This is a genomic window from Bacillus sp. LLTC93 (genome assembly GCF_002993125.1).
Lineage (GTDB): Bacteria > Bacillota > Bacilli > Bacillales > Bacillaceae > Bacillus > Bacillus zhangzhouensis.
In genome coordinates, this window is the sequence record NZ_PVME01000001.1 from 755,104 (window position 1) to 778,094 (window position 22,991).

Annotated in this window: 19 protein-coding genes; 1 reads left to right on the top strand and 18 read right to left on the bottom strand. The window is 42.5% G+C overall.

Annotated elements, in window-relative coordinates; all coding sequences use genetic code 11:
- The 5 genes from hemB to hemA are packed head-to-tail and all read right to left on the bottom strand — an operon-like array spanning window position 1 to window position 4,935.
- Window positions 1-972, bottom strand: a complete 972-nt coding sequence (gene hemB, locus C6W18_RS04075; protein ID WP_105926103.1) for a porphobilinogen synthase — start codon at window positions 970-972, stop codon at window positions 1-3.
- Window positions 969-1,760 carry a uroporphyrinogen-III synthase gene (locus tag C6W18_RS04080; RefSeq protein ID WP_105926105.1) on the bottom strand — a complete coding sequence of 264 codons (792 nt, stop codon included), beginning with the start codon at window positions 1,758-1,760 and terminating at the stop codon, window positions 969-971. Before C6W18_RS04080 ends, hemB begins: the two co-directional genes overlap by 4 nt.
- The gene (gene hemC, locus C6W18_RS04085) at window positions 1,757-2,692 is read right to left on the bottom strand and encodes a hydroxymethylbilane synthase (RefSeq protein ID WP_105926107.1); all 936 of its coding nucleotides are present in this window, start codon (window positions 2,690-2,692) and stop codon (window positions 1,757-1,759) included. The genes C6W18_RS04080 and hemC overlap by 4 nt, the downstream gene beginning before the upstream one ends.
- Before the next feature lie 37 nt (window positions 2,693-2,729).
- Window positions 2,730-3,560, bottom strand: coding sequence for a cytochrome c biogenesis protein (locus C6W18_RS04090; RefSeq protein ID WP_105926109.1), 831 nt, complete (start codon window positions 3,558-3,560; stop codon window positions 2,730-2,732).
- Window positions 3,561-3,567: 7 nt separating this feature from the next.
- Window positions 3,568-4,935, bottom strand: a complete 1,368-nt coding sequence (gene hemA / locus C6W18_RS04095) for a glutamyl-tRNA reductase (protein WP_105926111.1) — start codon at window positions 4,933-4,935, stop codon at window positions 3,568-3,570.
- Window positions 4,936-5,177: 242 nt separating this feature from the next.
- On the opposite strand from hemA, the gene C6W18_RS04100 reads away from it, so the two are divergent.
- Complete coding sequence (locus C6W18_RS04100; RefSeq protein WP_034321210.1) at window positions 5,178-5,663, top strand: hypothetical protein; 486 nt, start codon at window positions 5,178-5,180, stop codon at window positions 5,661-5,663.
- A gap of 248 nt (window positions 5,664-5,911) precedes the next feature.
- Here the strand turns inward: C6W18_RS04100 and yihA are convergent, their stop codons facing one another.
- The 13 genes from yihA to ilvB form a co-directional block, all read right to left on the bottom strand.
- A complete protein-coding gene (gene yihA / locus C6W18_RS04105; RefSeq protein WP_105926113.1) occupies window positions 5,912-6,499 on the bottom strand; it encodes a ribosome biogenesis GTP-binding protein YihA/YsxC in 588 nt (195 codons plus the stop codon).
- Window positions 6,496-8,820 carry an endopeptidase La gene (gene lon / locus C6W18_RS04110; RefSeq protein WP_105926115.1) on the bottom strand — a complete coding sequence of 775 codons (2,325 nt, stop codon included), beginning with the start codon at window positions 8,818-8,820 and terminating at the stop codon, window positions 6,496-6,498. The genes yihA and lon overlap by 4 nt, the downstream gene beginning before the upstream one ends.
- 171 nt (window positions 8,821-8,991) lie before the next feature.
- The gene (gene lonB, locus C6W18_RS04115) at window positions 8,992-10,653 is read right to left on the bottom strand and encodes an ATP-dependent protease LonB (RefSeq protein WP_034321201.1); all 1,662 of its coding nucleotides are present in this window, start codon (window positions 10,651-10,653) and stop codon (window positions 8,992-8,994) included.
- 137 nt (window positions 10,654-10,790) lie between these two features.
- A complete protein-coding gene (gene clpX / locus C6W18_RS04120) occupies window positions 10,791-12,056 on the bottom strand; it encodes an ATP-dependent protease ATP-binding subunit ClpX (protein WP_034321198.1) in 1,266 nt (421 codons plus the stop codon).
- A gap of 251 nt (window positions 12,057-12,307) precedes the next feature.
- On the bottom strand, window positions 12,308-13,582 hold the full coding sequence (gene tig, locus C6W18_RS04125; RefSeq protein WP_034321196.1) for a trigger factor: 1,275 nt from the start codon (window positions 13,580-13,582) through the stop codon (window positions 12,308-12,310).
- Window positions 13,583-13,822: 240 nt separating this feature from the next.
- On the bottom strand, window positions 13,823-14,830 hold the full coding sequence (ddcA, locus tag C6W18_RS04130) for a DNA damage checkpoint antagonist DdcA (protein WP_034321194.1): 1,008 nt from the start codon (window positions 14,828-14,830) through the stop codon (window positions 13,823-13,825).
- A gap of 125 nt (window positions 14,831-14,955) precedes the next feature.
- Window positions 14,956-15,555, bottom strand: coding sequence for a 3-isopropylmalate dehydratase small subunit (leuD, locus tag C6W18_RS04135; protein WP_105926117.1), 600 nt, complete (start codon window positions 15,553-15,555; stop codon window positions 14,956-14,958).
- Between the two features lie 13 nt (window positions 15,556-15,568).
- A complete protein-coding gene (gene leuC, locus C6W18_RS04140) occupies window positions 15,569-16,984 on the bottom strand; it encodes a 3-isopropylmalate dehydratase large subunit (RefSeq protein WP_034321188.1) in 1,416 nt (471 codons plus the stop codon).
- Window positions 16,985-17,025: 41 nt separating this feature from the next.
- Window positions 17,026-18,123 carry a 3-isopropylmalate dehydrogenase gene (leuB, locus tag C6W18_RS04145; protein WP_105926119.1) on the bottom strand — a complete coding sequence of 366 codons (1,098 nt, stop codon included), beginning with the start codon at window positions 18,121-18,123 and terminating at the stop codon, window positions 17,026-17,028.
- A gap of 18 nt (window positions 18,124-18,141) precedes the next feature.
- The gene (locus tag C6W18_RS04150) at window positions 18,142-19,695 is read right to left on the bottom strand and encodes a 2-isopropylmalate synthase (protein WP_034321182.1); all 1,554 of its coding nucleotides are present in this window, start codon (window positions 19,693-19,695) and stop codon (window positions 18,142-18,144) included.
- Window positions 19,682-20,710, bottom strand: coding sequence for a ketol-acid reductoisomerase (gene ilvC / locus C6W18_RS04155; RefSeq protein WP_105926121.1), 1,029 nt, complete (start codon window positions 20,708-20,710; stop codon window positions 19,682-19,684). The genes C6W18_RS04150 and ilvC overlap by 14 nt, the downstream gene beginning before the upstream one ends.
- A gap of 18 nt (window positions 20,711-20,728) precedes the next feature.
- Complete coding sequence (gene ilvN, locus C6W18_RS04160) at window positions 20,729-21,247, bottom strand: acetolactate synthase small subunit (protein ID WP_034321175.1); 519 nt, start codon at window positions 21,245-21,247, stop codon at window positions 20,729-20,731.
- The gene (gene ilvB / locus C6W18_RS04165; RefSeq protein ID WP_105926123.1) at window positions 21,244-22,968 is read right to left on the bottom strand and encodes an acetolactate synthase large subunit; all 1,725 of its coding nucleotides are present in this window, start codon (window positions 22,966-22,968) and stop codon (window positions 21,244-21,246) included. Before ilvB ends, ilvN begins: the two co-directional genes overlap by 4 nt.
- Window positions 22,969-22,991: the final 23 nt, after the last annotated feature.

Below are 22,991 nucleotides of genomic sequence, written 5' to 3' on the forward strand. Positions count from 1 at the left end.
TTATTCTGAGAGCCATTTCGCCGCATCTTTTGCATAATACGTAATGATTAACTCTGCCCCTGCTCGTTTCATGCTTGTCAACATTTCAAGTACAAGCTCTTTTTCAGAAATCCAGCCATTTTGAGCTGCGGCTTTGACCATTGCATACTCTCCGCTTACATTATAAGCGACAACAGGTAGTGTAAATTCATTTTTCACATCACGCATAATATCTAAATAAGAGAGAGATGGTTTGACAATCAGGAAGTCAGCCCCCTCTTCGACATCAGATTGCGCTTCTCTCAGTGCCTCTAAACGGTTTGCAGGGTCCATTTGATACGTTTTACGATCTCCAAACTGTGGTGTACTATGCGCTGCATCACGAAACGGACCGTAAAAAGCACTTGCGTATTTCACGGCATAAGACATCACAGGCACATGAATAAAGCCTGCTTCATCAAGTGCCTCACGGATTGCGATAACAAAGCCATCCATCATGTTTGAAGGAGCGATGATATCTGCACCTGCACGCGCTTGGCTAACAGCTGTTTTTGCTAAAAGCTGAAGAGATTCATCATTTAAAATTTCACCATCTTCAACGATTCCGCAATGTCCATGATCTGTATATTGGCATAAGCAAGTATCTGCAATAACAACAAGCTCAGGGAAATGCTTTTTGATCTCAAGCGTTGCTCTTTGAACAATGCCATGATCGTGATACGCCTCACTACCCACATGATCTTTGTGATCTGGTACACCAAATACAATGACGGATTTAATGCCAAGATCAACAAGCTCTTGGACTTCATCTTTCACAAGATCCACCGAAATGTGATATACACCCGGCATTGAAGGCACTTCTTTCCGGACATTTTCTCCCTCTACAAAAAAGATCGGATAAATGAAATCAGATGGTCTTAAAAATGTTTCTCTGACTAGTTCTCTCATTCCTGCGCTTGTACGCAATCTACGGTGTCTATTAAATTTCATCATTGATTCAACTTCCTTTCAGATAGACGGCACATCAAATCAAGCATCCCGTCTACCGTATAAGTATCTGGGGTTTCAGACGAAATCCCGTATTGAAGCAGTGCCTCTTTTGTAAGAGGACCTATCGTCACAAAACATGTGTCAGATGCAGCTAACCTAGATGCAGCTGCTTCCATGGCATGCATAAATGAATGAACAGTGGATGAGCTCGTAAATGTAATAAAATCAAATGATTGCTCCATCATTGCCGATTTGAGGGCGGCAATTCCCTCCTCATCCTTGACTGTTTCATATAAAATCCATTCCTTTACTTCTATGCCAAGTGGAACGAGGGTTTGTTTCACCACATCTCGTGACAAGTGGCCTTTTGCTACAAATACACGCTCTCCCGGGAGCACATGGTCAAGTAAGGCATCTGCCAGCTCTTCCGCTATAAATCGTTCTGGGACCACATCAACCTTGAAGCCATGCTGCTCAAGATAGGCAGATGTTTTCTCACCTACAGCAGCCACTTTCAAGTGGGATAAGCTCTGATGTAAATGATGCTCCTCTATATAACTGAGAAAAAAAGACGCACCATTTACACTCGTGAAAACAAGCCAATGGCTTGCTTCTAAGTCTTTTAAAAATGCCTTCGCTTTTTCTTGTGTGAGCGTAGGCTCAAACCTGATAAGAGAAGTTAAAACAGCATGGCCGTTCAGCGCTTCAATTTTCTGCTGAAACACACCCGCTTGACGTTCATTTCGAGTGACAAGCACCGTCTGCCCGTGAAGCGATTTGGCTATGGTCATTGGGAGGACAGATCCTTTTTCACCTTGTCGATCAAATCCTTTGCTCCCTTATCAGCCATCTGCTTCGCGCACGCTTCACCAATTGCTTCAGGATCAGTGCCTGTTACAGTTTCTCGAATAATCGTGTGCCCGTCAGCAGATGCCACAAGACCCGTCAGTTCAATTTCATCACGCTCATTCATTGTCGCGTAACCAGCGATCGGCACTTGGCAGCTGCCATCCATTTGCTTGAGAAAGGCTCTTTCAGCGAGTACGGTTTTCTTCGTATATTCATTCGTAAATTGAGCAAGGAGCTGCAATAGCTCTTCATCATCTCCGCGGCATTCGATCGAGAGCGCGCCTTGTCCAACGGCGGGCAGGCAAGTATCGGGAGATAAAAATTCCGACACGACCTCTTTGCTCCATCCCATTCTGGACAGGCCGGCAGCAGCTAGAATAATGGCATCATATTCTTCATTTTTCAGCTTCTCAAGTCTTGTGTCAATGTTTCCTCGAATCCATTTAATTTCAAGATCTGGTCTCTCCTGAAGAAGCTGGGCACTACGCCGTAAGCTGCTCGTTCCCACAATGGCTCCCTTTGGCAGTTCATGAAGACGGAGATGATCCTTCGAAATAAGTGCGTCCCGCACATCTTCACGCTCAGGAATACAGCCAATGACTAAACCTTCCGGAAGAGCGGCCGGCATATCTTTCATGCTGTGCACCGCCATATCAATGTCATGATTCATCATTGCCTGTTCAATCTCTTTGACAAACAGTCCTTTTCCGCCAACCTTTGATAAGGTCACATCTAAAATTTGATCACCCTTCGTCACAATTTCTTTTATTTCGAAAGAATAAGAAGGGTTTAGTTCAGACAGCTTTTGAATGACCCATTTTGTTTGTGTAATTGCAAGCTTACTTCGTCTAGAACCTACTTTAATTGTACGCATTACGTCTTCCTCCCGACAATGCCCTTAAAACTCATCATTATTGAAACCAATGAAAGGTTGATAAGCTACCAAGCAGAAAATAATTGATCATCAGCACAAGAAATGAGGCGACATTCCAACGTGCCACGATTTTGCCCTGCATATTTCTCGCCAATCTGATATATAAATAAAAGCCGTATAAAAACAGCATAATAAACGAACCAAGTACCTTCGCATCTGTCCAGTACAACGTATCATACGAAATATATGCCCAAATAATGCCAAGAATTAAACTTAGCAAGAGCATTGGCACGCCAATAATATTTAACACGTAGGCCATATGATCAAGCTTTGATAAGTCTTCAATTCTCAGAAGCCATTTTCCCCATTTTTTCTTTTTCAACAAACGATATTGAAAAAGATAGAGAAGTGAAAAAGCAAATGAAAGTGAAAAGGCACCATATGATAAAATGGCCATCGTAATATGAATCACGAGCAGTTCACTCGTCAGCTTCCCCGCCAGTTCCGCCGAATGGAGATCAGATGGTGTAAAGGTATGAATCGCCATCATGGAAAAACCAATCACATTTGTAAAAAAGACAATAAATTCAACGCGCAATACTTTTGTGAGGACGAGTGAAAGTGTCACAAGCACCCACGTATAAAAATATAACCCCTCTGCTACATTCAACACAGGGAATCGGTCTGTTTCCATCATAATATAGAACATGTAGACTGTTTGCAGCAGCCAGACAATAGAAAGCAACCAGAAAGCCATTTTTCCAGCCTTCCGGTTGTGTTGAAGAAAATCTATGAAATAGAACAAGACACTTAGTGCATAGATCAAGATCGTCGCTTCGTTGAGTCTCGCTACAATGGATTCCATCATCGCTTAATCACTCACTGGCAACTGTAGCAAAGCCTTGTGCCATATTTGGTTTAAACAGCTGAAATGACCCTTGCTCTACCTGTATAGGTTCTACCTTTTGCTCTTCATCTTCAACCTGTAAATCAAAGATTTCTTTAAAGAGTAAAAGTTTTTCCTCTGCATTCGGCTCCCCGGCAATTTCCTTTGCCTTTAAAATAGGATCTTTCAGCATTTGATTGATGATGCTTTTCGTATGTTTATTTAACAGCTTCATTTCACGGTGCGTGAGGTTTGGAAGCTTTCGTTCAATGCTTTGCATCGTATCCGCTTGAATCGTGAGCGCCTTTTCTCTTAAAGCAGAAATGACAGGAACAACACCTAGCGTATTAAGCCATTGCTTAAATTCCACAATTTCTGCTTCAATGAGGAGTTCAACCTCCTCAGCCACTGCCCGGCGCTCTTTTAAGTTGGCTGCCACAATGCCCTCAAGATCATCAATGTCATACAAAAAAGCATCTTCTACTTCAGAAATGGCTGGATCTAAATCGCGGGGTACTGCAATATCCACCATAAATAGGGGTCTACCTTTCCGCTTTTTATTCGCACTTTCGACCATTTCTTTTGTAATGACAAATTGTTTAGCACCAGTCGAGCTAATGACAATGTCCGCATCAGATAATGTCTTTTCTAATTGGTTTAGGCTCTTAGGCTCTCCTGAAAAACGGCCGGCCAATTCTTTTGCCTTCTCATATGTTCGATTGATGACCGTCACCTGACCAATTCCTTGGCCTTGTAGGTTTTGTGCTGCCAGTTCACCCATTTTACCCGCACCAAGAATAAGGACATGCTTATCAGAAAGACGTCCAAAGATTTTTTTGGCAAGCTCAACAGCTGCATAGCTGACAGACACGGCATTAGACGCAATATCTGTTTCCGCATGAGAGCGTTTTGCAACGGTGACCGCCTGCTTAAATAAATAATTGAAAACGGTACCAATGGTCTTCTCCTCTTGAGATACTTTAAAGCTGGAGCGCACTTGACCGAGTATTTGTGTTTCACCAATCACCATGGAATCAAGTCCACAGGCAACACGGAATAAATGCTCAACCGCTCCATCGTTTTCATAAAACTTCAAATATGGAGAGACATCCTCTTTTTCTAAACCGAACCAATCTGCTAAAAATCTTTTTATATAAAACCGACCAGTATGAAGCTGATCTACAACTGCGTAGATCTCTGTTCGATTACATGTTGAGATGACGATATTCTCTAGAATGCTTTTTTCTTCTTTAAGCTTGGACATCGCTGTTCCGAGCTCGCTCGGTTCAAAGCTCAGCTGTTCCCGTATCTCAACAGGGGCTGTTTTATAATCTAAACCCACAACAAGAATATGCATAACTTCAGCTTGCACCCCCAACGCCCTATCTAATTTATAATAATTATAATATAGAATTTATTATTTATAGTGATTATAACATATATTCATTTTTAACTGGATGAAAATTGTGAACAGATTTCAAAAATGTTGTGATATAGTAGAAAAATGTTCGACATCAATCATGCCATATCATTACTTCAAGCAATTTACCAGATTTGGCGTGTGCGGACAAATGATCTGCTTAAAAGAAGGTGACATCTTTGAAGAAGAAATCCATTTTGCTGCCGCTCACTTTGCTGGCTGTAGCGCTTTATGCCATTCTCTCAGGAGGTCAATTTGACATCTGGAAAGACCAGGAGAAATGGTATACACTTGTACTGTTTTTTGGCCTTGCTTTCTTATATCAAGGAAAGAAGGAGCAGGAAACTTCTCATGTGTTTATCGGTATGCTCATGACTGGCCTTTCGCTACACTTTATTCTTCAGCCGAAATTGGACCACTGGCCAGACACATTTACGATGATTGTGTTCATCGTTGGACTTGCGCTCTTTATGAAATCATCTCAGAAAAAGGAATATCGTATAGAAAGTGTTGCTTTAATCGGACTCGGTCTGTTCCTTTATTTCTTTCAACAAATTACAAAACAGCTTAGCTCACTCTCTATCCCTACTTCCGGCTTTGAATTGTACTGGCCCTATGTACTGATGGCAGTCAGTCTCCTCTTATTATTTTTAAAAAGGAAATAACTTATACAATAAAAAGGCATCTACTTATGGCAGATGCCTTCAGCGTGAAAACAAACCCTCGCATTCGGTGTCAGTTCTGCGTGCTGGTGCTCACGAATAGAAAATTATCTCCGCTCCAGTACTCGGCCTTCCTAGACTTCAAGGGTTTTCATATCACGCTGTAAAGAAGACAAAGGGCTAAAATAATCCCTATTTTAGCCCTTTGTCACAAATTTAAAGGCATCTGCTCATGGCAGATGCCTTTTCTTTTAGCTGTTAACCTTCGCAAGAATCGCATTCCAGGCTTCATCTTTTCCCTTCTTGGTTTCAGAAGAGAATAAGATTAATTCATCTGATGGGTCAATGTCGAGCGTCTGTTTGACGACTTTCGCATGTTTTTCCCATTTGCCTTTTGGAATTTTATCCGCCTTTGTTGCAATGACGATCACTGGAACTCCGTAATATTTAAGGAATTCATACATGTTCACATCTTCTGCAGATGGCTTATGACGCAGATCCACAATTTGGACGACTGCTTTTAATTCTTCGCGCATCGTAATATACGTTTCGATCATTCTACCCCAGGCTTCGCGCTCTGTTTTTGATACTTTGGCAAAGCCGTAGCCCGGAACGTCCACAAAATGGAGCATATCATTAATAATGTAGAAATTAAGCGTCTGGGTCTTTCCTGGTTTAGAAGACGTACGTGCTAAATTTTTACGATTAATTAATGAGTTAATGAACGAGGACTTCCCAACATTTGATCGTCCAGCAAGAGCGATTTCCGGCAGTCCCCCGCTTGGGTACTGCTCTGGTTTCACCGCACTAATGACGATATCTGATTTTGTTACTTTCATCTTCCCTCTCCTACTAACGCTTTCTCAAGCACCTCATCTAAATGCGAGACCGGAATAAAGGTTAGCCCTTGTCTCACACTTTCAGGAATATCATCAATATCCTTCTCGTTGTCCTTTGGAAGAATAATGGTTTTCAGTCCTGCGCGATGTGCGCCTAATGCTTTTTCTTTTAATCCGCCAATCGGAAGCACTCTTCCTCTTAACGTAATCTCTCCTGTCATGCCAACCTCTTTTGACACAGGACGTCCTGTAAGTGCTGATACAAGAGCCGTCGCAATGGTAATACCAGCTGATGGCCCGTCCTTTGGAACCGCACCCTCTGGAACATGGATATGAATATCGTGCTTTTCATTAAAATTAGGATCGATGTTCAGTTTATCTGCTTTTGAACGGATATAACTGAATGCCGCTTGCGCAGATTCTCTCATGACATCACCGAGTTTACCTGTTAACAAAAGCTTGCCTTTACCCGGTGAGAGTGATACCTCAATAGATAAGGTGTCTCCACCAACTGTGGTATACGCAAGTCCTGTGACAACGCCCACTTGATCTGTCGTTTCAGCCTGACCATAACGGTAAAGTCTTTTTCCGAGATATTCAAATAAGTTCTTTTCCGTCACCGTGATGCGTTTACGGTCTTCAGCCACAATCGCTCTTGCCGCTTTTCGGCAAATCGCCGCAAGCTGACGCTCTAATCCGCGAACTCCTGCTTCTCTTGTGTAATAGCGAATCATATCGTAAATCGCTGCTTCACGAAGCTGTAAGTTCCCTTTTTTTAATCCGTGCTCCTTTAGCTGCTTCGGCAGAAGATGATCTTTCACAATCTCTGCTTTTTCAACCTCTGTATACCCTGCAATCGTGATAATCTCCATTCTATCACGAAGTGGGCCTGGAATGGTTGCTAAATTATTGGCAGTGGCGATAAATAACACTTGAGACAAATCAAATGTCTCTTCAATATAGTGATCACTAAAGTTATGATTTTGCTCTGGATCTAACACTTCAAGCATAGCAGATGACGGGTCTCCTCTAAAGTCAGAGGACATCTTATCAATTTCATCTAAAAGGAACACCGGATTCATGGTGCCTGCCTTACTCATACCACGAATGATACGGCCTGGCATCGCACCCACATATGTTCTTCTATGGCCACGAATCTCAGATTCATCACGTACACCACCAAGAGAGATACGGATAAACTTTCGATCAAGTGACTTTGCAATGGATTTTGCAAGTGACGTCTTCCCTACTCCAGGAGGTCCTGCCAAGCAAAGAATTGGTCCTTTTAATGAATTCGTCAGCTTCTGAACAGCAAGATATTCAAGCACACGTTCTTTGACTTTTTCCAGCCCATGGTGCTCATCGTCTAAAATTTGGCTTGCAAGCTTTAAGTCTAGACGATCTTCTGTATAGATGCCCCACGGAAGATTGATCAGCCAATCAATATAATTTCGAATCACAGAGCTCTCGGCAGAGCTTGAAGGGATTTTTTCATAACGATTCAGCTCTTTTAACGCAGTCTCACGAACAGAATCCGGCATGCCGGACTCTTCGATTTTAGTCATTAATGTACTGACTTCCCCTGTTTTTCCTTCTTTGTCTCCAAGTTCTTTTTGAATGGCTTTCATTTGTTCACGCAAATAATATTCTTTTTGCGTTCGTTCCATTGAACGTTTGACGCGCTGCCCGATTTTCTTTTCAATCTCCAGCACTTCTTTTTCATTGTGGATCAGGCTGATCACCCGGTTCAGCCGTTTTTTGACATCTACTGTTTCCAGTACTTCTTGCTTGTCTTTTAATTTTAACGGCAGGTGAGAAGCGACGATATCTGCCATTCTTCCCGGTTCCTCAATATCCGTCACCGTTGCGTATGTTTCAGCTGAGATTTTTTTTGAAATTTTTATGTACTGATCAAAGTGATCTAACAAAGTGCGCATGAGTGCTTCTGCTTCTGCGTCCTTTAATTCTTCTTCTGCCAATTCTTTAATATCGACTGACGTATAGTCCTCTAACTCCACATATGATTCGATCTGTGCTCGATTTAAACCTTCAACGAGTACACGAATCGTTCCATTGGGCAGCTTCAGCATTTGTTTAATTTTTGTGTAGGTGCCGACTTTGAAAATTTCTTCTTCACCTGGTTCGTCTATTGAAATTTCCCGCTGTGTTGCTAGAAAAATCATATGATCGTTCATCATTGCCTGTTCTAATGCTTGAACAGACTTCTCGCGTCCAACGTCCAAATGCAAGACCATTGTTGGATAAACAAGCAAACCTCGCAATGGAAGGAGCGGAACATTCTTTTTGATTTCATCTGCCATGTTGATTGACACCTCCGTCACTAGTATGAATCATTATAATATACCTGTTTCAGTCTTGTACAATGTAAAAGACCTGAGAAATGATGATCTTATCGTAGTATACCCTTTCTTTTTATCTTGAAAAAGAAAAAAAGTTCTATTTCACTAAAAAATCCCCATATGTGATGGGGATTAAACAGATTTTCTTTTCATTTCGTCTTCTAGTCCATCTTTCTTCTCGTCTGGTGGATTCACCAAACACTGATCCAGCACCTCTTGGAAGTGCTTCACAGCCACAATGGTGACGCCTTCGATCTCTTTTAAAATCGACTGCTGGTTGTCATAAGGGATAATCACTGTTTTGGCACCAGCTTGTTTGGCTGCCTTAATCTTCGGTATGACACCACCGATCGGCTTCACCTGACCTTGCAATCCAATTTCACCCGTCATGGCGGTTAGATGATCGATCGGAATTTGATGAATGGCTGAGAAAATCGCGGTGGCCATCGCAATCCCAGCAGACGGCCCATCAATGGGAGCACCCCCTGGAAAATTAATATGGATATCATATTCATTTGTGCGTATGCCTAAGTTTCTAAGTACTGTTAATACATTTTCAACAGAGCCTTTGGCCATACTTTTTCGTCTGATGGATTTAGACTGGTTGCCAATGCTTTCCTCTTCTGCAATACCTGTAATGTTGATACTACCTTTTTCCAGCGCCTTACATATATTCACTTCAATCTCAAGCAGGGCGCCGCTATTTGGTCCATAAACGGCAAGGCCATTTACTACCCCCACTTTTGGCTTTTCCGGTACTTTTTGTTCATATCTTGGCGTCAGCTGGCTTGAATGAATGACCCATTCTACATCAGCTATCGTGATGTCTTTTCGGTTTTCAGTGATCGCCATACCAGCCGCAATCTGCACCATATTGACCGCTTCACGTCCATTTTTCACATAGGAGGTTAACAGGTTTAGCCCTTCATCACTTAATTCCTTTTGAATTTTTTGGACAGCCTTGGCAGCGACGATTTTCAGCTCATGCTGGTCAAGATCTTTAAAGAATATTTCCAAACATCTTGATCTAATCGCTGGCGGAATTTCGTCCGGCGTTCTTGTGGTGGCACCAATCAATCTAAAATCAGCCGGCAGCCCATTTTGAAAAATATCATGAATGTGATTTGGGATTTGGGTATTTTCTTCACTGTAGTAGGCACTGTCTAGAAACACTTTCCGATCCTCAAGCACTTTCAGCATTTTGTTCATTTGGATCGGGTGCAGCTCGCCAATTTCATCTATAAACAAAACCCCGCCATGAGCATGCGTGACTGCTCCTTGTTTTGGCTGCGGAATGCCTGCCTGTCCCATTGCCCCTGCCCCTTGGTAAATCGGATCATGCACGGAACCAATTAAGGGATCTGCAATGCCTCGTTCATCGAATCTTGCTGTTGTGGCATCAAGCTCTACAAACACTGCATCTTTCTTAAACGGAGAATCAGCGTGACGCTTTGCTTCTTCCATAACAAGACGAGCAGCGGCTGTTTTTCCAACACCCGGTGGTCCGTAGACAATGACATGCTGCGGGTTAGGTCCGCATAGTGCCGCTTTTAATGCACGAATGCCGTCTTCTTGTCCTACAATATCTTGAAACCCCTTTGGCCGGACTCTCTCTGATAAAGGTTCACTCAACTTGATCGATCGCATCTTTCTGAGTGCTTCCATTTCTTTTTTTGATTCTTTGTCTATCGTCACCTTTTGTGTGCGCTGATTTTTCAGTAAGTTCCAAAAGTACAGCCCGATGACGATACCGAAGAACAACTGTATGAATAGTACGATTCCTGTCCAGCTCAATCGGTGCTCCCTCCTTCATCTATCGTATGTATTGGTTTCTGTCTGCTAGTATTTCCTAGAGCTGGACGGAATAAACACGTCTTCCACGATAAATAAAAAACTCCTGAATCAAAAAGATTCAGGAGTGATCACTTCTCTTATGCAGATGTTTTTGTATCTTTATTAACGACTGTGCCGTCCTTTAACACAAGACGCGGCGGTTCACCGTCAGCAACCGTTTCACCAGTGATGACACATTTTTCAATATCATCACGAGATGGAAGGTCAAACATCACATCAAGCATGATGCCTTCAATGATGGAACGAAGACCACGAGCTCCTGTTTTACGCTCAATTGCTTTTTTCGCAATCTCGCTGAGAGCATCTTCTTCGAACTCAAGCTCCACATCGTCAAGCTCAAGCATTTTTGTATACTGCTTAACTAACGCATTTTTAGGCTTCGTCAAGATTTCAACAAGTGCTTTTTCATCTAATGGCTCTAAGCTTGCAATAACCGGTAGACGACCGATGAATTCTGGAATTAAACCGAAGCGAAGCAAGTCTTCCGGCAGTACTTTTGATAGAAGGACTTCTTTTTCAAGGTCTTCGATTTTATTATCCGCACCGAATCCAATGACTTTTTGGCCTAGGCGACGTTTGATGATTTGCTCAATGCCGTCAAAGGCTCCACCACAAATGAAGAGGATATTTGTCGTATCAATTTGAATGAATTCTTGATGAGGGTGCTTACGTCCACCTTGAGGCGGTACGCTAGCAACTGTTCCTTCGAGAATTTTCAAAAGGGCTTGCTGTACACCTTCCCCAGATACATCACGAGTGATAGAAGGGTTTTCTGATTTTCTTGCTACTTTATCGATCTCATCGATGTAGATAATGCCTTTTTCCGCTTTTTCTACATCATAATCCGCTGCTTGGATCAGCTTTAGTAAAATATTCTCTACGTCTTCACCAACATAACCTGCTTCAGTTAATGATGTTGCATCTGCAATTGCAAATGGAACATTTAAAATACGAGCAAGCGTTTGAGCAAGTAATGTTTTACCGCTCCCTGTTGGTCCAATCATAGAAATATTACTTTTCGAAAGCTCCACATCATCAATCTTGCTGTTGGAATTGATCCGTTTATAGTGGTTATAGACCGCTACAGCTAAGGATTTCTTCGCATTCTCTTGTCCGATGACATACTCATCAAGAATCTCCCGAATTTCATGAGGCTTCGGAACATCCTTGAATTCAACTTCTTCCTCAGTACCGAGCTCTTCTTCAACTATTTCCGTGCAAAGTTCGATACATTCATCACATATATATACGCCAGGTCCTGCGACCAGTTTACGCACTTGATCTTGCGTTTTTCCGCAAAACGAGCATTTTAATTGACCTTTTTCCTCGTTGAATTTAAACATTCTTTCACCCCTTATTCTTCTTCACTTGCCTGTAGCCAACAGTCAGCTACCTTTCTGGGTCCAGTATGTATGCATTTTACCATACTTTCCTAAAAGACGGTAATGATGTGTTTGTAACACTGCACATTGAGATATGTATGACAGAAAGATGCGACTTACACTATCGTTTCCAAAAGAAGCGATGATAAGTCAAAAATTGTACAAAACAAGGCACGAGTCACTCGCGCCCTGTTTTATTATTATGCACCATATTAACGGTTTTCTACAAGAAAATCAATTGCTTTGCGAACTTTTAGATCTTCTTTCATTGCTTCAGTAGATCCAATCGCTTGTTTGATATTTTCAACTGGCATGTTGTATGCTTCAGCCATTTTTGAAAGTTCTTCTTCCACTTCTTCGTCAGACACTTGTAAGTCTTCTGCAGCAGCAATTGCTTCAAGTGTTAGGTTAGATTTCACGCGTTTAGCAGCATCTTCTTTCATTTGCTCTTTAAGCGCATCTTCATCTTGACCAGAGAATTGGAAGTAAAGCTCAAGGTTCATCCCTTGCATTTGAAGACGTTGTTCGAATTCTTTCATCATGCGGTCTAGCTCTGTGTCAACCATCGCTTGTGGAACGTCAACTTCCGCATTTTCAGAAGCTTTCGCTACTAGCTCTTCACGAAGTTTTCCTTCTGCTTCGTTTTCTTTTGCTTCTTCAAGACGTTTCTTTGTTTTTTCAGTTAATTCAGCAAGAGTTTCTACTTCTTCATCAACATCTTTAGCGAACTCATCGTCAAGTGCTGGAAGTTCTTTTGCTTTGATTTCATGAATTTTCACTTTGAATACAGCTGGTTTACCTGCAAGGTCTTCAGCATGGTATTCTTCTGGGAATGTCACTTCTACGTCTTTTTCAGCGCCAGCTTCAAGACCAACTAATTGCTCTTCGAAACCAGGGATGAATGAACCAGAACCTATTTCAAGAGAGTAGTTCTCAGCTTTTCCGCCTTCGAATGCTTCTCCATCAACGAATCCTTCGAAATCAAGAACAACTGTATCGCCGTTTTCGATTGCGCCTTCTTCTTTGACAACAAGCTCAGCTTGACGGTTTTGAAGTGCTTTTAGCTCTTCTTGTACATCTTCATCAGTGACAGTTGTATCGTCTTTTTCTACGTTAAGACCTTTGTAGTCACCAAGTTTTACTTCAGGCTTCACTGTTACTTTTGCAGTGAAGATTAAGCTTTCGCCTTTTTCGATTTTCTCAACATCGATTTCAGGGCGGTCAACTGGCTCGATACCAGCTTCGTCGATTGCTTTTGGATATTCAACTGGAAGAAGAATATCTAATGCATCTTGATAAAGAGATTCTACACCAAAACGTTGCTCGAAAAGACCACGTGGTACTTTCCCTTTACGGAATCCAGGGATAGATACTTGCTTGACAACTTTCTTAAATGCATCATCAAGTGCTTTGTTAAATGTTTCAGCGTCAACTTCTACAGTTAAGACACCTTCGTTACCTTCTTGTTTTTCCCATTTTACTGACATGTGTGTTTCCCTCCAAAAATCTATTCAGATTGTGCGTTGTTACATTCTAAAGCATCATAAAGACTTCGTCCAATCAAAAACCACGCACTCTGCTAAAGAAGCGGTATTATGTATACAACATTTGACTTGATTATACATATCGTCTTTCAACCGTTGGAATCTTACAACTGCACTATATATGCACAAATACAACCATTATATTATAACATAACAAGTCCGTCTTTCAACTAAATCGACAAATTACAAATAAGAAATTTCTTCAATATCTTTCAGCATTGTGCAAGCTTCTCTCAACTCTCGTTCGTTAAAATCATACAATAGATGCAATTCTTCGAGGTCAATCTCAATCCCATGCATTTCATAGCCGACTTTATGAAGAGCCGCAGCCCAAAGATTCGGATCTGTGTATTTAGGAAGAAATGGATATAGCACAAATAAGTGCCGGCGCCATAACTCTTCCACGCCTTGGTAAAGGGTTGGGTTCTCATTGCCGAGCGTATCATCCAGTATACGCAGTACTTGCTGAAGAAGCGGCATCTGCTCTGGCTTCACGGCCTCAGAAGGCACAAGCGTTAAAGAATCTCCGAATTTCGTCACATGAACCGGCTTTGCCACATCATGATCTGACAGAAGCTGCAAGATCAAGGATTTGACCAAAGGGTTGCCATCCGGTTTTTGTAAGATCGTATTTAATAGACCCATATGCGGTGTAATATTCCGGTCCTTCAATGAATGGATGAACTGTACCTGCTCTTCTGGCAGCTCGAGTATATCATCTATATTGATTTCACCGCTATCACTCTCGTCTTCATCTAAGATCTCTTCAGGCGATTCAATCATCTTTCTGCTAAATTCGAGTAGCTTGTAAAAATGCTCCGCGCTTTCTGCTGGAAGGTGGTTCTCCTCAAGTACAGCCTCAATTGTCTGTTTGACTTCCTCGTATTCTTTCAGCTGAATTAAGATGGTCATATACACTTGAAGCACGGTGAAATAGTGACCATACCCTTCATTTAACATCTTTTCACAAACACGCTTTGCATCCTGCAGCTCACCCAGCTCTAGAAAACAAATCGCCATACCGAGGTGAATATCGGATTCTTCATCGTCATCATAAGATTTCGCTTCTGAAAATAACTGAAGCGCCTCTTGATACTGTTTATCTTTTAATGCTGCCATTCCTTTTTCAATCAGTCTTTCTTTCAGACCAGGAAACAAAATGACATTATCTTTCTTCTTGTCATGTTTCATGCTTACGTTCCTTTCGGGCGCATATTTTTTATCAGTTTACCAACGAAGGTTAGTAAACACAAGTAACGAGAGGTTTTCATGCAAAAAAGAAGCCGTCACACCTCGGGCGGACGGCTTCTCGTTGTTTATGCACGCAGCCAGCTGCTGCGCTTTTCTTCAAATGTCTGAATGTCATCTTCTAATAATAATGTTAATGAGATCTCATCATAGCCATTCAGGAGCATTTCTCTCCAGTGAGGGTCTACTTCAAAAGGAGTTATATTCCCTTCATGGTCTTGAATCTGCTGTTTTTCTAGATCAACCGTCATCTCATACCCTTTGTACTCATATGATGCTGCGAATGTTTTCCACACATCATAATCAAGACGAATCGGAAGCATCCCATTTTTAAAGCAGTTTTGATGAAAAATATCTGCAAATGATGGCGCGATGACAATTTTGAAACCATAATCATCAAGTGCCCAAGGTGCATGTTCCCTAGATGATCCGCAGCCGAAGTTTTCTCCTGCGATCAAAATGGATGCTCCTTCATAAATTGGCTGATTCAGCTCAAAATCAGGATTTGGACTGCCATCGGCTAAAAACCGCCAGTCAAAAAAGGCAAACCGGCCATATCCTGTTCGTTCTATTCTTTTCAAAAATTGCTTCGGAATAATTTGATCTGTATCTACATTTATACGGTTAAGCACAGCGGCTTTTCCTTTATGAGTGACTAAAGGCTCCATCTCTGACAACTCCTTACACGACTGTTTTCTCTTGATTAAACTTCCTGACATCGACAAATCGGCCATGTATTGCAGCCATTGCAGCCATTGCTGGGCTGACAAGATGCGTTCTTGCACCCTTCCCTTGACGCCCCTCAAAGTTACGGTTTGACGTGGACGCGCAGCGTTCGCCTTCTGGCACCACATCATTATTCATACTGAGGCACATACTGCAGCCAGATTCTCTCCATTCAAAGCCTGCTTCAAGGAAAATTTCATGAAGACCTTCTTCTTCTGCTTGCAGTTTGACACTTTGAGAGCCAGGCACCACAATCGCTCTGACATGATCGGCTACTTTTTGCCCTTCAATCATAGAAGCTGCTTGGCGTAAATCAGTCATTCTTGAGTTCGTACATGAGCCGATAAAGACATGCTCGATCGTAATGTCTTCAATACGCTGATGCGGATGAACACCCATGTACTCGTAAGCTCGGAGCGCTTCTTTTTGATCATCTTCTTGTGCAAAATCCTCAGGCCCTGGGATCGACGCATCCACAGGCAACACCATTCCTGGGTTAATTCCCCACGTGACCATTGGTGAAATCTCATTTCCATCTAACACAATGGTTTTATCATAAGTTGCACCCGGATCTGTTCTAAGCTCTTTCCATTCTTCAATGGCTGCTTCGAAATCTTCGCCCTGCGGTGCATATTTGCGTCCGCGGCAATATTCAAACGTCACTTCGTCAGGTGCAATCAACCCTGCTCTTGCGCCTGCTTCAATCGACATATTACAAACGGTCATCCGCTCATCCATCGTCATGTTTCTGAATACTTCCCCAGTGTATTCAATGACATAACCTGAACCGAACTTCACGCCGTGTGCACCAATGACTGCTAAAATGACATCTTTGGCAGTTACCCCTTTTTGAAGCTTTCCGTCTACTCGAATTTCTAAAGTTTTCGGACGCTGCTGCCAAAGTGTTTGTGTGGAAAGCACATGTTCAACCTCACTTGTACCGATCCCAAAGGCAAGTGCGCCAAACGCGCCATGAGTTGATGTATGACTATCTCCACAAACGATTGTTTTCCCCGGAAGTGTCAAACCAAGCTCTGGTCCAACGACATGGACAATTCCTTGGTCTACACTATGAAGGTCAGCTAGACGGACACCAAATTCAGCACAGTTGCGCTCTAGAGCACTCACCTGCTTTTTAGCAATCTCATCTTTGATCACAAATCGATTCACAGTCGGGATGTTGTGATCCATCGTCGCAAACGTGTTTTGAGGTCTTCTCACTTTGCGTCCTTTTTGTCTTAACCCTTCAAATGCTTGAGGTGATGTCACTTCATGCACCAAGTGCAGATCAATATACAAAAGGTCTGGTTTTCCCTCGCCGCTTTTGACAACATGCTGATCCCATATTTTTTCGATGATTGTTCGAGGCATAACCCTTTTCCTCCCTCTACCTAATTCAAAAAGATTTCTATTTATACAATAGTTTTCGCACGTTGTTTAAGTGCGTCTACAACTGCTGTGGTGATATCGTCAGTCGTTTGATATGTTCCCTCTTTTGCTGCTAAATCCTTTGTGCGTTTGCCAGAGGCAAGAACAGCTTCCACGGCTTCTTCTATTGCAGCCGCTTCATCTTCTAATGCAAAGGATGTTCTAAGCAAGCTTGCTGCTGACAAAATGGTTGCCAGAGGGTTTGCGACGTTTTGCCCCGCAATATCGGGTGCTGAACCATGAATCGGCTCATATAAATGGAGGCCTGTGCTTGACAGACTAGCAGAAGGCAGCATACCAAGTGAACCAGTAATCATAGAAGCCTCGTCACTTAAAATATCGCCAAACATATTCTCTGTCACAATGACATCAAATTGAGCGGGCTTATAAATAAGCTGCATGGCGGCATTATCAACAAGCATGTGCTCATATGCAACTTCTGGATATTGGGATGCAACTTCTTCTACCGCATCTCGCCATAGTTTACTAGAAGCAAGAACATTTGCTTTATCCACAGACGTGACCTTTTTTCTTCTAGTTAACGCCATGTCAAACGCTTCTTTTAAGACGCGGACAATCTCTTCCTTTGTATAAAGGAGTGTATCAACAGCAGCTTCTTTTCCTTCATCATCCGTATAGCGCTCGCTTGGTTCACCAAAATAGAGGCCTCCTGTTAATTCACGAACGATGACGAAATCTACTCCGCTAATGTGATCTTGTTTTAACGGTGAAGCCTCGCTTAAGCTATCGAACACTTTGACAGGACGGATGTTTGCAAATAAGTCCAGCTGTTTACGAATGGCGAGCAAGCCTTTTTCAGGGCGAAGTTCTGGCGGGTTTTGATCCCACTTTGGTCCACCAACTGCTCCTAATAAAATCGCATCTGCGCTTTTGCACACATCTACTGTTTCCTTTGGGAGCGGGTTGTTTTTTTCATCTATCGCTATACCGCCAATGAGCGCAGTTTCGAATTCGAATTCGTGTTGAAATTGAGTCGCTGTTTCTTGCAAGACAGCGACTGCTGATGCTACGACTTCCGGTCCGATTCCATCGCCGGGCAAAAGTGCAATTTTCTTTTTCATGAGAACCTTCCTCCTTTCCTATGAGATCGCGTGATGTTTCTCAATTTCAATTAAATTTGATTTAAAGATTAAATGCCTGTTCACTGCATTGACGTAAGCTTTAGCCGATGCTTCCAGCACATCTTGCGCCACACCGCGGCCTGCTGTTTCTTTTCCTTCTATTGAAACAGTGACATATACTTCTGCTAGCGCGTCTCTGCCTTTTCCATTTGATTGAATACGATAGTCTAGCAAATGAATTCTTTCCTCCATACAGCGCTCAAGCGTGTTGTACACAGCTTCTACACTACCTGCACCTGTAGCTGCTTCTTGAATCACTTCCTGCGTTTCCTGATTTTTAAGAGAAACCGTTGCTGTTGGCATTTGTTCTGTACCATAATGTACTTGAAGGCTTTCAAATTCGTAGCCAATTTTTCGGTCTGCTACTTTTTCTTCTAATATAATAGAAATCAAATCATCATCTGTGATTTCTTTCTTCTTCTCCGTCAAGTTCTTGAACGTTTCGAAGAACTTATTGATTTCTTCTTCCATTAGTTTAAAACCAAGTGTTTTCATGCGGTCTTTAAACGCATGTCTTCCGGAGTGTTTTCCAAGGACAAGCACATCTGTTGTCACGCCAACAAGCTCTGGAGAAATAATTTCATAGGTTGTTTTTTCTTTGAGGAAACCATCTTGGTGAATACCTGATTCATGTGCAAAAGCGTTGTTTCCAACGACTGCTTTATTGCGCGGTACAATCATACCCGAGTATTTGCTCACTACATCACTTGTACGCTTAATTTCATTCAATTGAATTGTTGATTCGACCTGATAAAAGTCTTTTCGAATATGAAGAGCCACTGCAATTTCTTCTAAAGCAGCATTCCCAGCTCGCTCTCCGATACCGTTGACTGCTGTTTCAATTTGATCTGCTCCATTTTCGATTGCTGCAAGTGAGTTTGCCACAGCCATGCCAAGGTCATCATGACAGTGTGCTGACAAATTCACGCGATCGATATTTGGAACGTGTTCCTTCATATATTTAAAGATATTTCCGTACTCTTTTGGCGCTAGGTATCCAACTGTATCAGGTAAGTTAATTACACTTGCCCCAGCGTCAATGACTTTCTCTACAATTTCCGCTAAGAAAGCAAGATCTGTACGGCACGCATCTTCTGCTGACCACTGGACAACCGGGAAGCGTTCTTTTGCGTATTTCACCATTGAGACAGCCTGTTCTACGACTTCCTCACGTGTTTTCTTTAGTTTATGCTTCAGGTGAATATCAGAAGTAGCAATAAAGACGTGAATTCTTGGTTGAGCCCCATCTTTTAATGCTTCCCACGCTGCATCAATATCACCTTTCACACAACGTGCAAGCCCTGCAACTGAACAGTTTTTGATTGTTCTTGCAATCTCTTGTACGCCTAAGAAATCCCCTCGGGATGAAGCGGGAAAACCCGCTTCAATGATATTAACCCCAAGGCGCTCAAGCTGCTTTGCAATGATTAGCTTTTCTTGTGCATTTAAGTTCACTCCTGGTGATTGCTCTCCATCTCGAAGTGTTGTGTCAAAAAAATTAATTTTTCGCACCGACGCTCACCGCTTCCTTTTTCTTTCCTTGTTTGACGAAAGGCATCATTTCCCGAAGCTTTCTTCCAACGATTTCAATTTGGTGCTCACTTTCACTTTCATTAATGGCATTGAAACGTGGACGATTCACTTGGTTTTCAACAATCCATTCTTTAGCAAATGTTCCATTTTGGATGTCGGTCAAGACTGCTTTCATTGATTCTTTTACTTTTGCATCAACAACGCGTGGTCCTGATACGAAGTCACCCCATTGTGCTGTATCAGAGATTGAATATCTCATGCCTTCTAGTCCTTCTTCATACATAAGGTCAACGATCAGTTTTAGTTCATGCAGACACTCGAAGTATGCAAGCTCTGGCTGATAACCAGCTTCTGTTAACGTTTCGAACCCTGCTTTCACTAGTGAAGTAAGACCTCCACAAAGAACTGCTTGCTCACCGAATAGGTCCGTTTCTGTTTCTTCTTTAAATGTTGTTTCAAGTACGCCTGCTCTTGCTCCGCCAATTGCTTTTGCATAAGCAAGTGCTTTGTCTTTCGCTTGACCAGATACATCTTGATAGATGGCAAATAGTGCAGGTACACCAGCGCCTTGCTCATATGTTCTTCTCACAAGATGCCCTGGACCTTTTGGTGCAACAAGATACACATCTACGTCACTTGTAGGAACAATTTGATGGAAATGGACGTTAAATCCGTGTGCGAATACAAGTGAGTTGCCAGCTTCTAATTGATCTTTGATCTCTTCGTCATATACTTTCTTTTGCTGTTCGTCTGGAAGTAATACCATCACCACATCTGCTTGTGCTGCTGCTTCTTTTACTGTGAAAACTTGATGGCCATCTTCTTGAGCTTTTGTATAAGAACCACCTTTTCTCACACCGACAATCACGTCTACGCCGCTTTCTTTTAAGTTCAGTGCGTGTGCGTGACCTTGTGAACCGTAACCAATGATGGCAACCTTTTGACCATTTAATACGTTTTCTTGAATATCACCGTTATAATATACTTTTACCATTTGACTCTCTCCTTTTGTTTAGACAATTGAAATTGTTTTATTTGATTGCGGCTTTTGCTGATTATCTCTCGCAAAGGCCGTGGTGCCAGTTCTGGCGACTTCTTTAATGCCGTATGGCTTAAGTAATTCAATGAGTGCTTCAATTTTTGAAGACTCACCTGTCACCTGAATGACGACACTCTCTCTGCTCACATCTACAATAGAAGCTCTAAACGGTTCAATGACCCCTGTGATCTCCATTCTAGATGATGGTGCAGATACGACTTTTATCAAAGCCAGCTCTCGCTGAACGATTGATTGGTTTGTAATGTCTGTGACTTTGAGGACATCAATTTGTTTGTTCAACTGTTTTGTCAGTTGTTCGATGTCTTTCTCTTGGTCTACATGGACGACGAACGTGATGCGTGATACATCTTGAATCTCAGAATGGCCGACCGTAATGCTTTCAATGTTGTAGTGTCTTTTTGTAAAAAGGCCTGTGATTCGGTTCAGTACGCCTGATCGATTTAATACAGTCAACACAATAATTCTTTTCAAGGTTTCACCCCCACCATCTCATGAAGTCCTTTCCCCGGTGCAACCATCGGGAATACTTTTTCATCTCTCGCTACATTGACATCGATGAAAACAGGTTCTCTAGAGGTTAGCGCTTCTTCAAGCTGCTTTTTCGCCTCTTCGTCTGATGAGATTCTGATTCCCTTAATGCCATAAGCTTCTGATAATTTGACGAAGTCCGGCTGCTCTGAAAATTTAGAATACGAGTAGCGTTCTTCGTAGAAAATCTCTTGCCATTGTCTTACCATTCCAAGGCTGTGATTATTGAGAACAATCACTTTGACTGGAAGGTTCAGCTCACGGATAACGGCAAGTTCTTGCAGGGTCATTTGGAAACCTCCGTCTCCTAAAATTGCCACAACCGTTGCCTCTTGATCAGCTAGCTGCGCGCCAATGGCTGCCGGTAATCCGAAGCCCATCGTGCCAAGTCCGCCAGATGTTACCCATTTATCTGCATTTTCAAATGGATAGAACTGAGCCGCCCACATTTGATGCTGACCGACATCAGTTGTCACAATGGCTTCACCTTTTGTGAATTGATGAATGTATTCAATCAGCTTTTGAGGCTTAAAGCCTTCTGCTTCGTTTTCGACGTACCAGAGTGGATATTCTGCCTTCCACTGATCTAATTGGTTTTTCCATTCGTCTGATTCCCCTTGCTTCCCGTCCTGCTTGATCAGCTCTTCAAGCACTAGCTTACTGTCTCCAACAACCGGGATATGGGTGTGAATGTTCTTGCCAATTTCTGCTGGGTCGATGTCAATATGAGCGACCTTCGCATGTTTGGCAAAATGATTGAGGTTGCCTGTTACCCTGTCATCAAATCTAGCTCCGATTGAAATGAGCAAGTCACATTGGTGAAGCGCCATGTTCGCCGCATATGTGCCGTGCATGCCAGCCATTCCTAGGAAAAGAGGATGCTTTGCCGGAAATCCGCCAAGACCAAGTAGTGTATGAGCGACCGGGATTTGCTGCTGCTCTACATACTGCCTTAATTCTTCCGACGCTTTGCCATGAAGAACGCCAGCTCCTGCTAGAATAACTGGTTTCTTTGCTCTGCTCACAGCTTCTACTAATTTGCGAATTTGCAAATAGTTCGGCTCGATTTTCGGCTGATAACCAGGTAAATCAATGGGCTGATCGTATTCAAACGTTCCTTCAATGCCCGCAACATCTTTTGGAATATCAATCAAGACTGGACCAGGTCTACCTGTTGTTGCGATGTGGAACGCCTCTTTAATGACACCCGGCAACTCTTCTGGACGTCTTACTTGGTAGCTGTGTTTTGTAATTGGCATTGTGATGCCGAGCACATCTGCTTCTTGGAAAGCATCCGATCCAATGACTGAGGTCGCCACCTGCCCTGTGAATACAACAAGAGGAAGTGAATCAATCATCGCATCTGCAATTCCTGTGACAAGGTTTGTCGCACCAGGTCCTGACGTTGCAATGACAACACCCGGTTTACCAGATACTCTTGCGTACCCTTCTGCTGCGTGAATCGCTCCCTGTTCATGCCTTGGCAGGACATGAAATAAACCTGAATCGTAAATTTTATCGTAAATCGGTAAAACCGCTCCGCCAGGATAACCAAAAATGACTTCTACTTTTTCTCTTTTGAGTGCTTCAATTAACATGAGTGCACCGTTCATCGTTTGTGGTGCTTTTGATGTTTCCGTCTCCACTTGTACATTTGTCCCCATTTGATTTCCTCCTCTTTGTCTTG

What these genes read in the sequence shown, in the direction of transcription:
- ilvC (WP_105926121.1), bottom strand. Translation starts at nt 20,710, where the DNA reads ATGGTAAAAGTATATTATAACGGTGATATTCAAGAAAACGTATTAAAT.
- ddcA (WP_034321194.1), bottom strand. Translation starts at nt 14,830, where the DNA reads ATGAAACATGACAAGAAGAAAGATAATGTCATTTTGTTTCCTGGTCTG.
- tig (WP_034321196.1), bottom strand. Translation starts at nt 13,582, where the DNA reads ATGTCAGTAAAATGGGAAAAACAAGAAGGTAACGAAGGTGTCTTAACT.
- C6W18_RS04090 (WP_105926109.1), bottom strand. Translation starts at nt 3,560, where the DNA reads ATGATGGAATCCATTGTAGCGAGACTCAACGAAGCGACGATCTTGATC.
- yihA (WP_105926113.1), bottom strand. Translation starts at nt 6,499, where the DNA reads ATGAAAGTAACAAAATCAGATATCGTCATTAGTGCGGTGAAACCAGAG.
- ilvB (WP_105926123.1), bottom strand. Translation starts at nt 22,968, where the DNA reads ATGGGGACAAATGTACAAGTGGAGACGGAAACATCAAAAGCACCACAA.
- C6W18_RS04080 (WP_105926105.1), bottom strand. Translation starts at nt 1,760, where the DNA reads ATGACCATAGCCAAATCGCTTCACGGGCAGACGGTGCTTGTCACTCGA.
- hemB (WP_105926103.1), bottom strand. Translation starts at nt 972, where the DNA reads ATGATGAAATTTAATAGACACCGTAGATTGCGTACAAGCGCAGGAATG.
- leuD (WP_105926117.1), bottom strand. Translation starts at nt 15,555, where the DNA reads ATGGAGCCTTTAGTCACTCATAAAGGAAAAGCCGCTGTGCTTAACCGT.
- lon (WP_105926115.1), bottom strand. Translation starts at nt 8,820, where the DNA reads ATGGCAGATGAAATCAAAAAGAATGTTCCGCTCCTTCCATTGCGAGGT.
- leuB (WP_105926119.1), bottom strand. Translation starts at nt 18,123, where the DNA reads ATGAAAAAGAAAATTGCACTTTTGCCCGGCGATGGAATCGGACCGGAA.
- leuC (WP_034321188.1), bottom strand. Translation starts at nt 16,984, where the DNA reads ATGCCTCGAACAATCATCGAAAAAATATGGGATCAGCATGTTGTCAAA.
- hemA (WP_105926111.1), bottom strand. Translation starts at nt 4,935, where the DNA reads ATGCATATTCTTGTTGTGGGTTTAGATTATAAAACAGCCCCTGTTGAG.
- hemC (WP_105926107.1), bottom strand. Translation starts at nt 2,692, where the DNA reads ATGCGTACAATTAAAGTAGGTTCTAGACGAAGTAAGCTTGCAATTACA.
- clpX (WP_034321198.1), bottom strand. Translation starts at nt 12,056, where the DNA reads ATGTTTAAATTCAACGAGGAAAAAGGTCAATTAAAATGCTCGTTTTGC.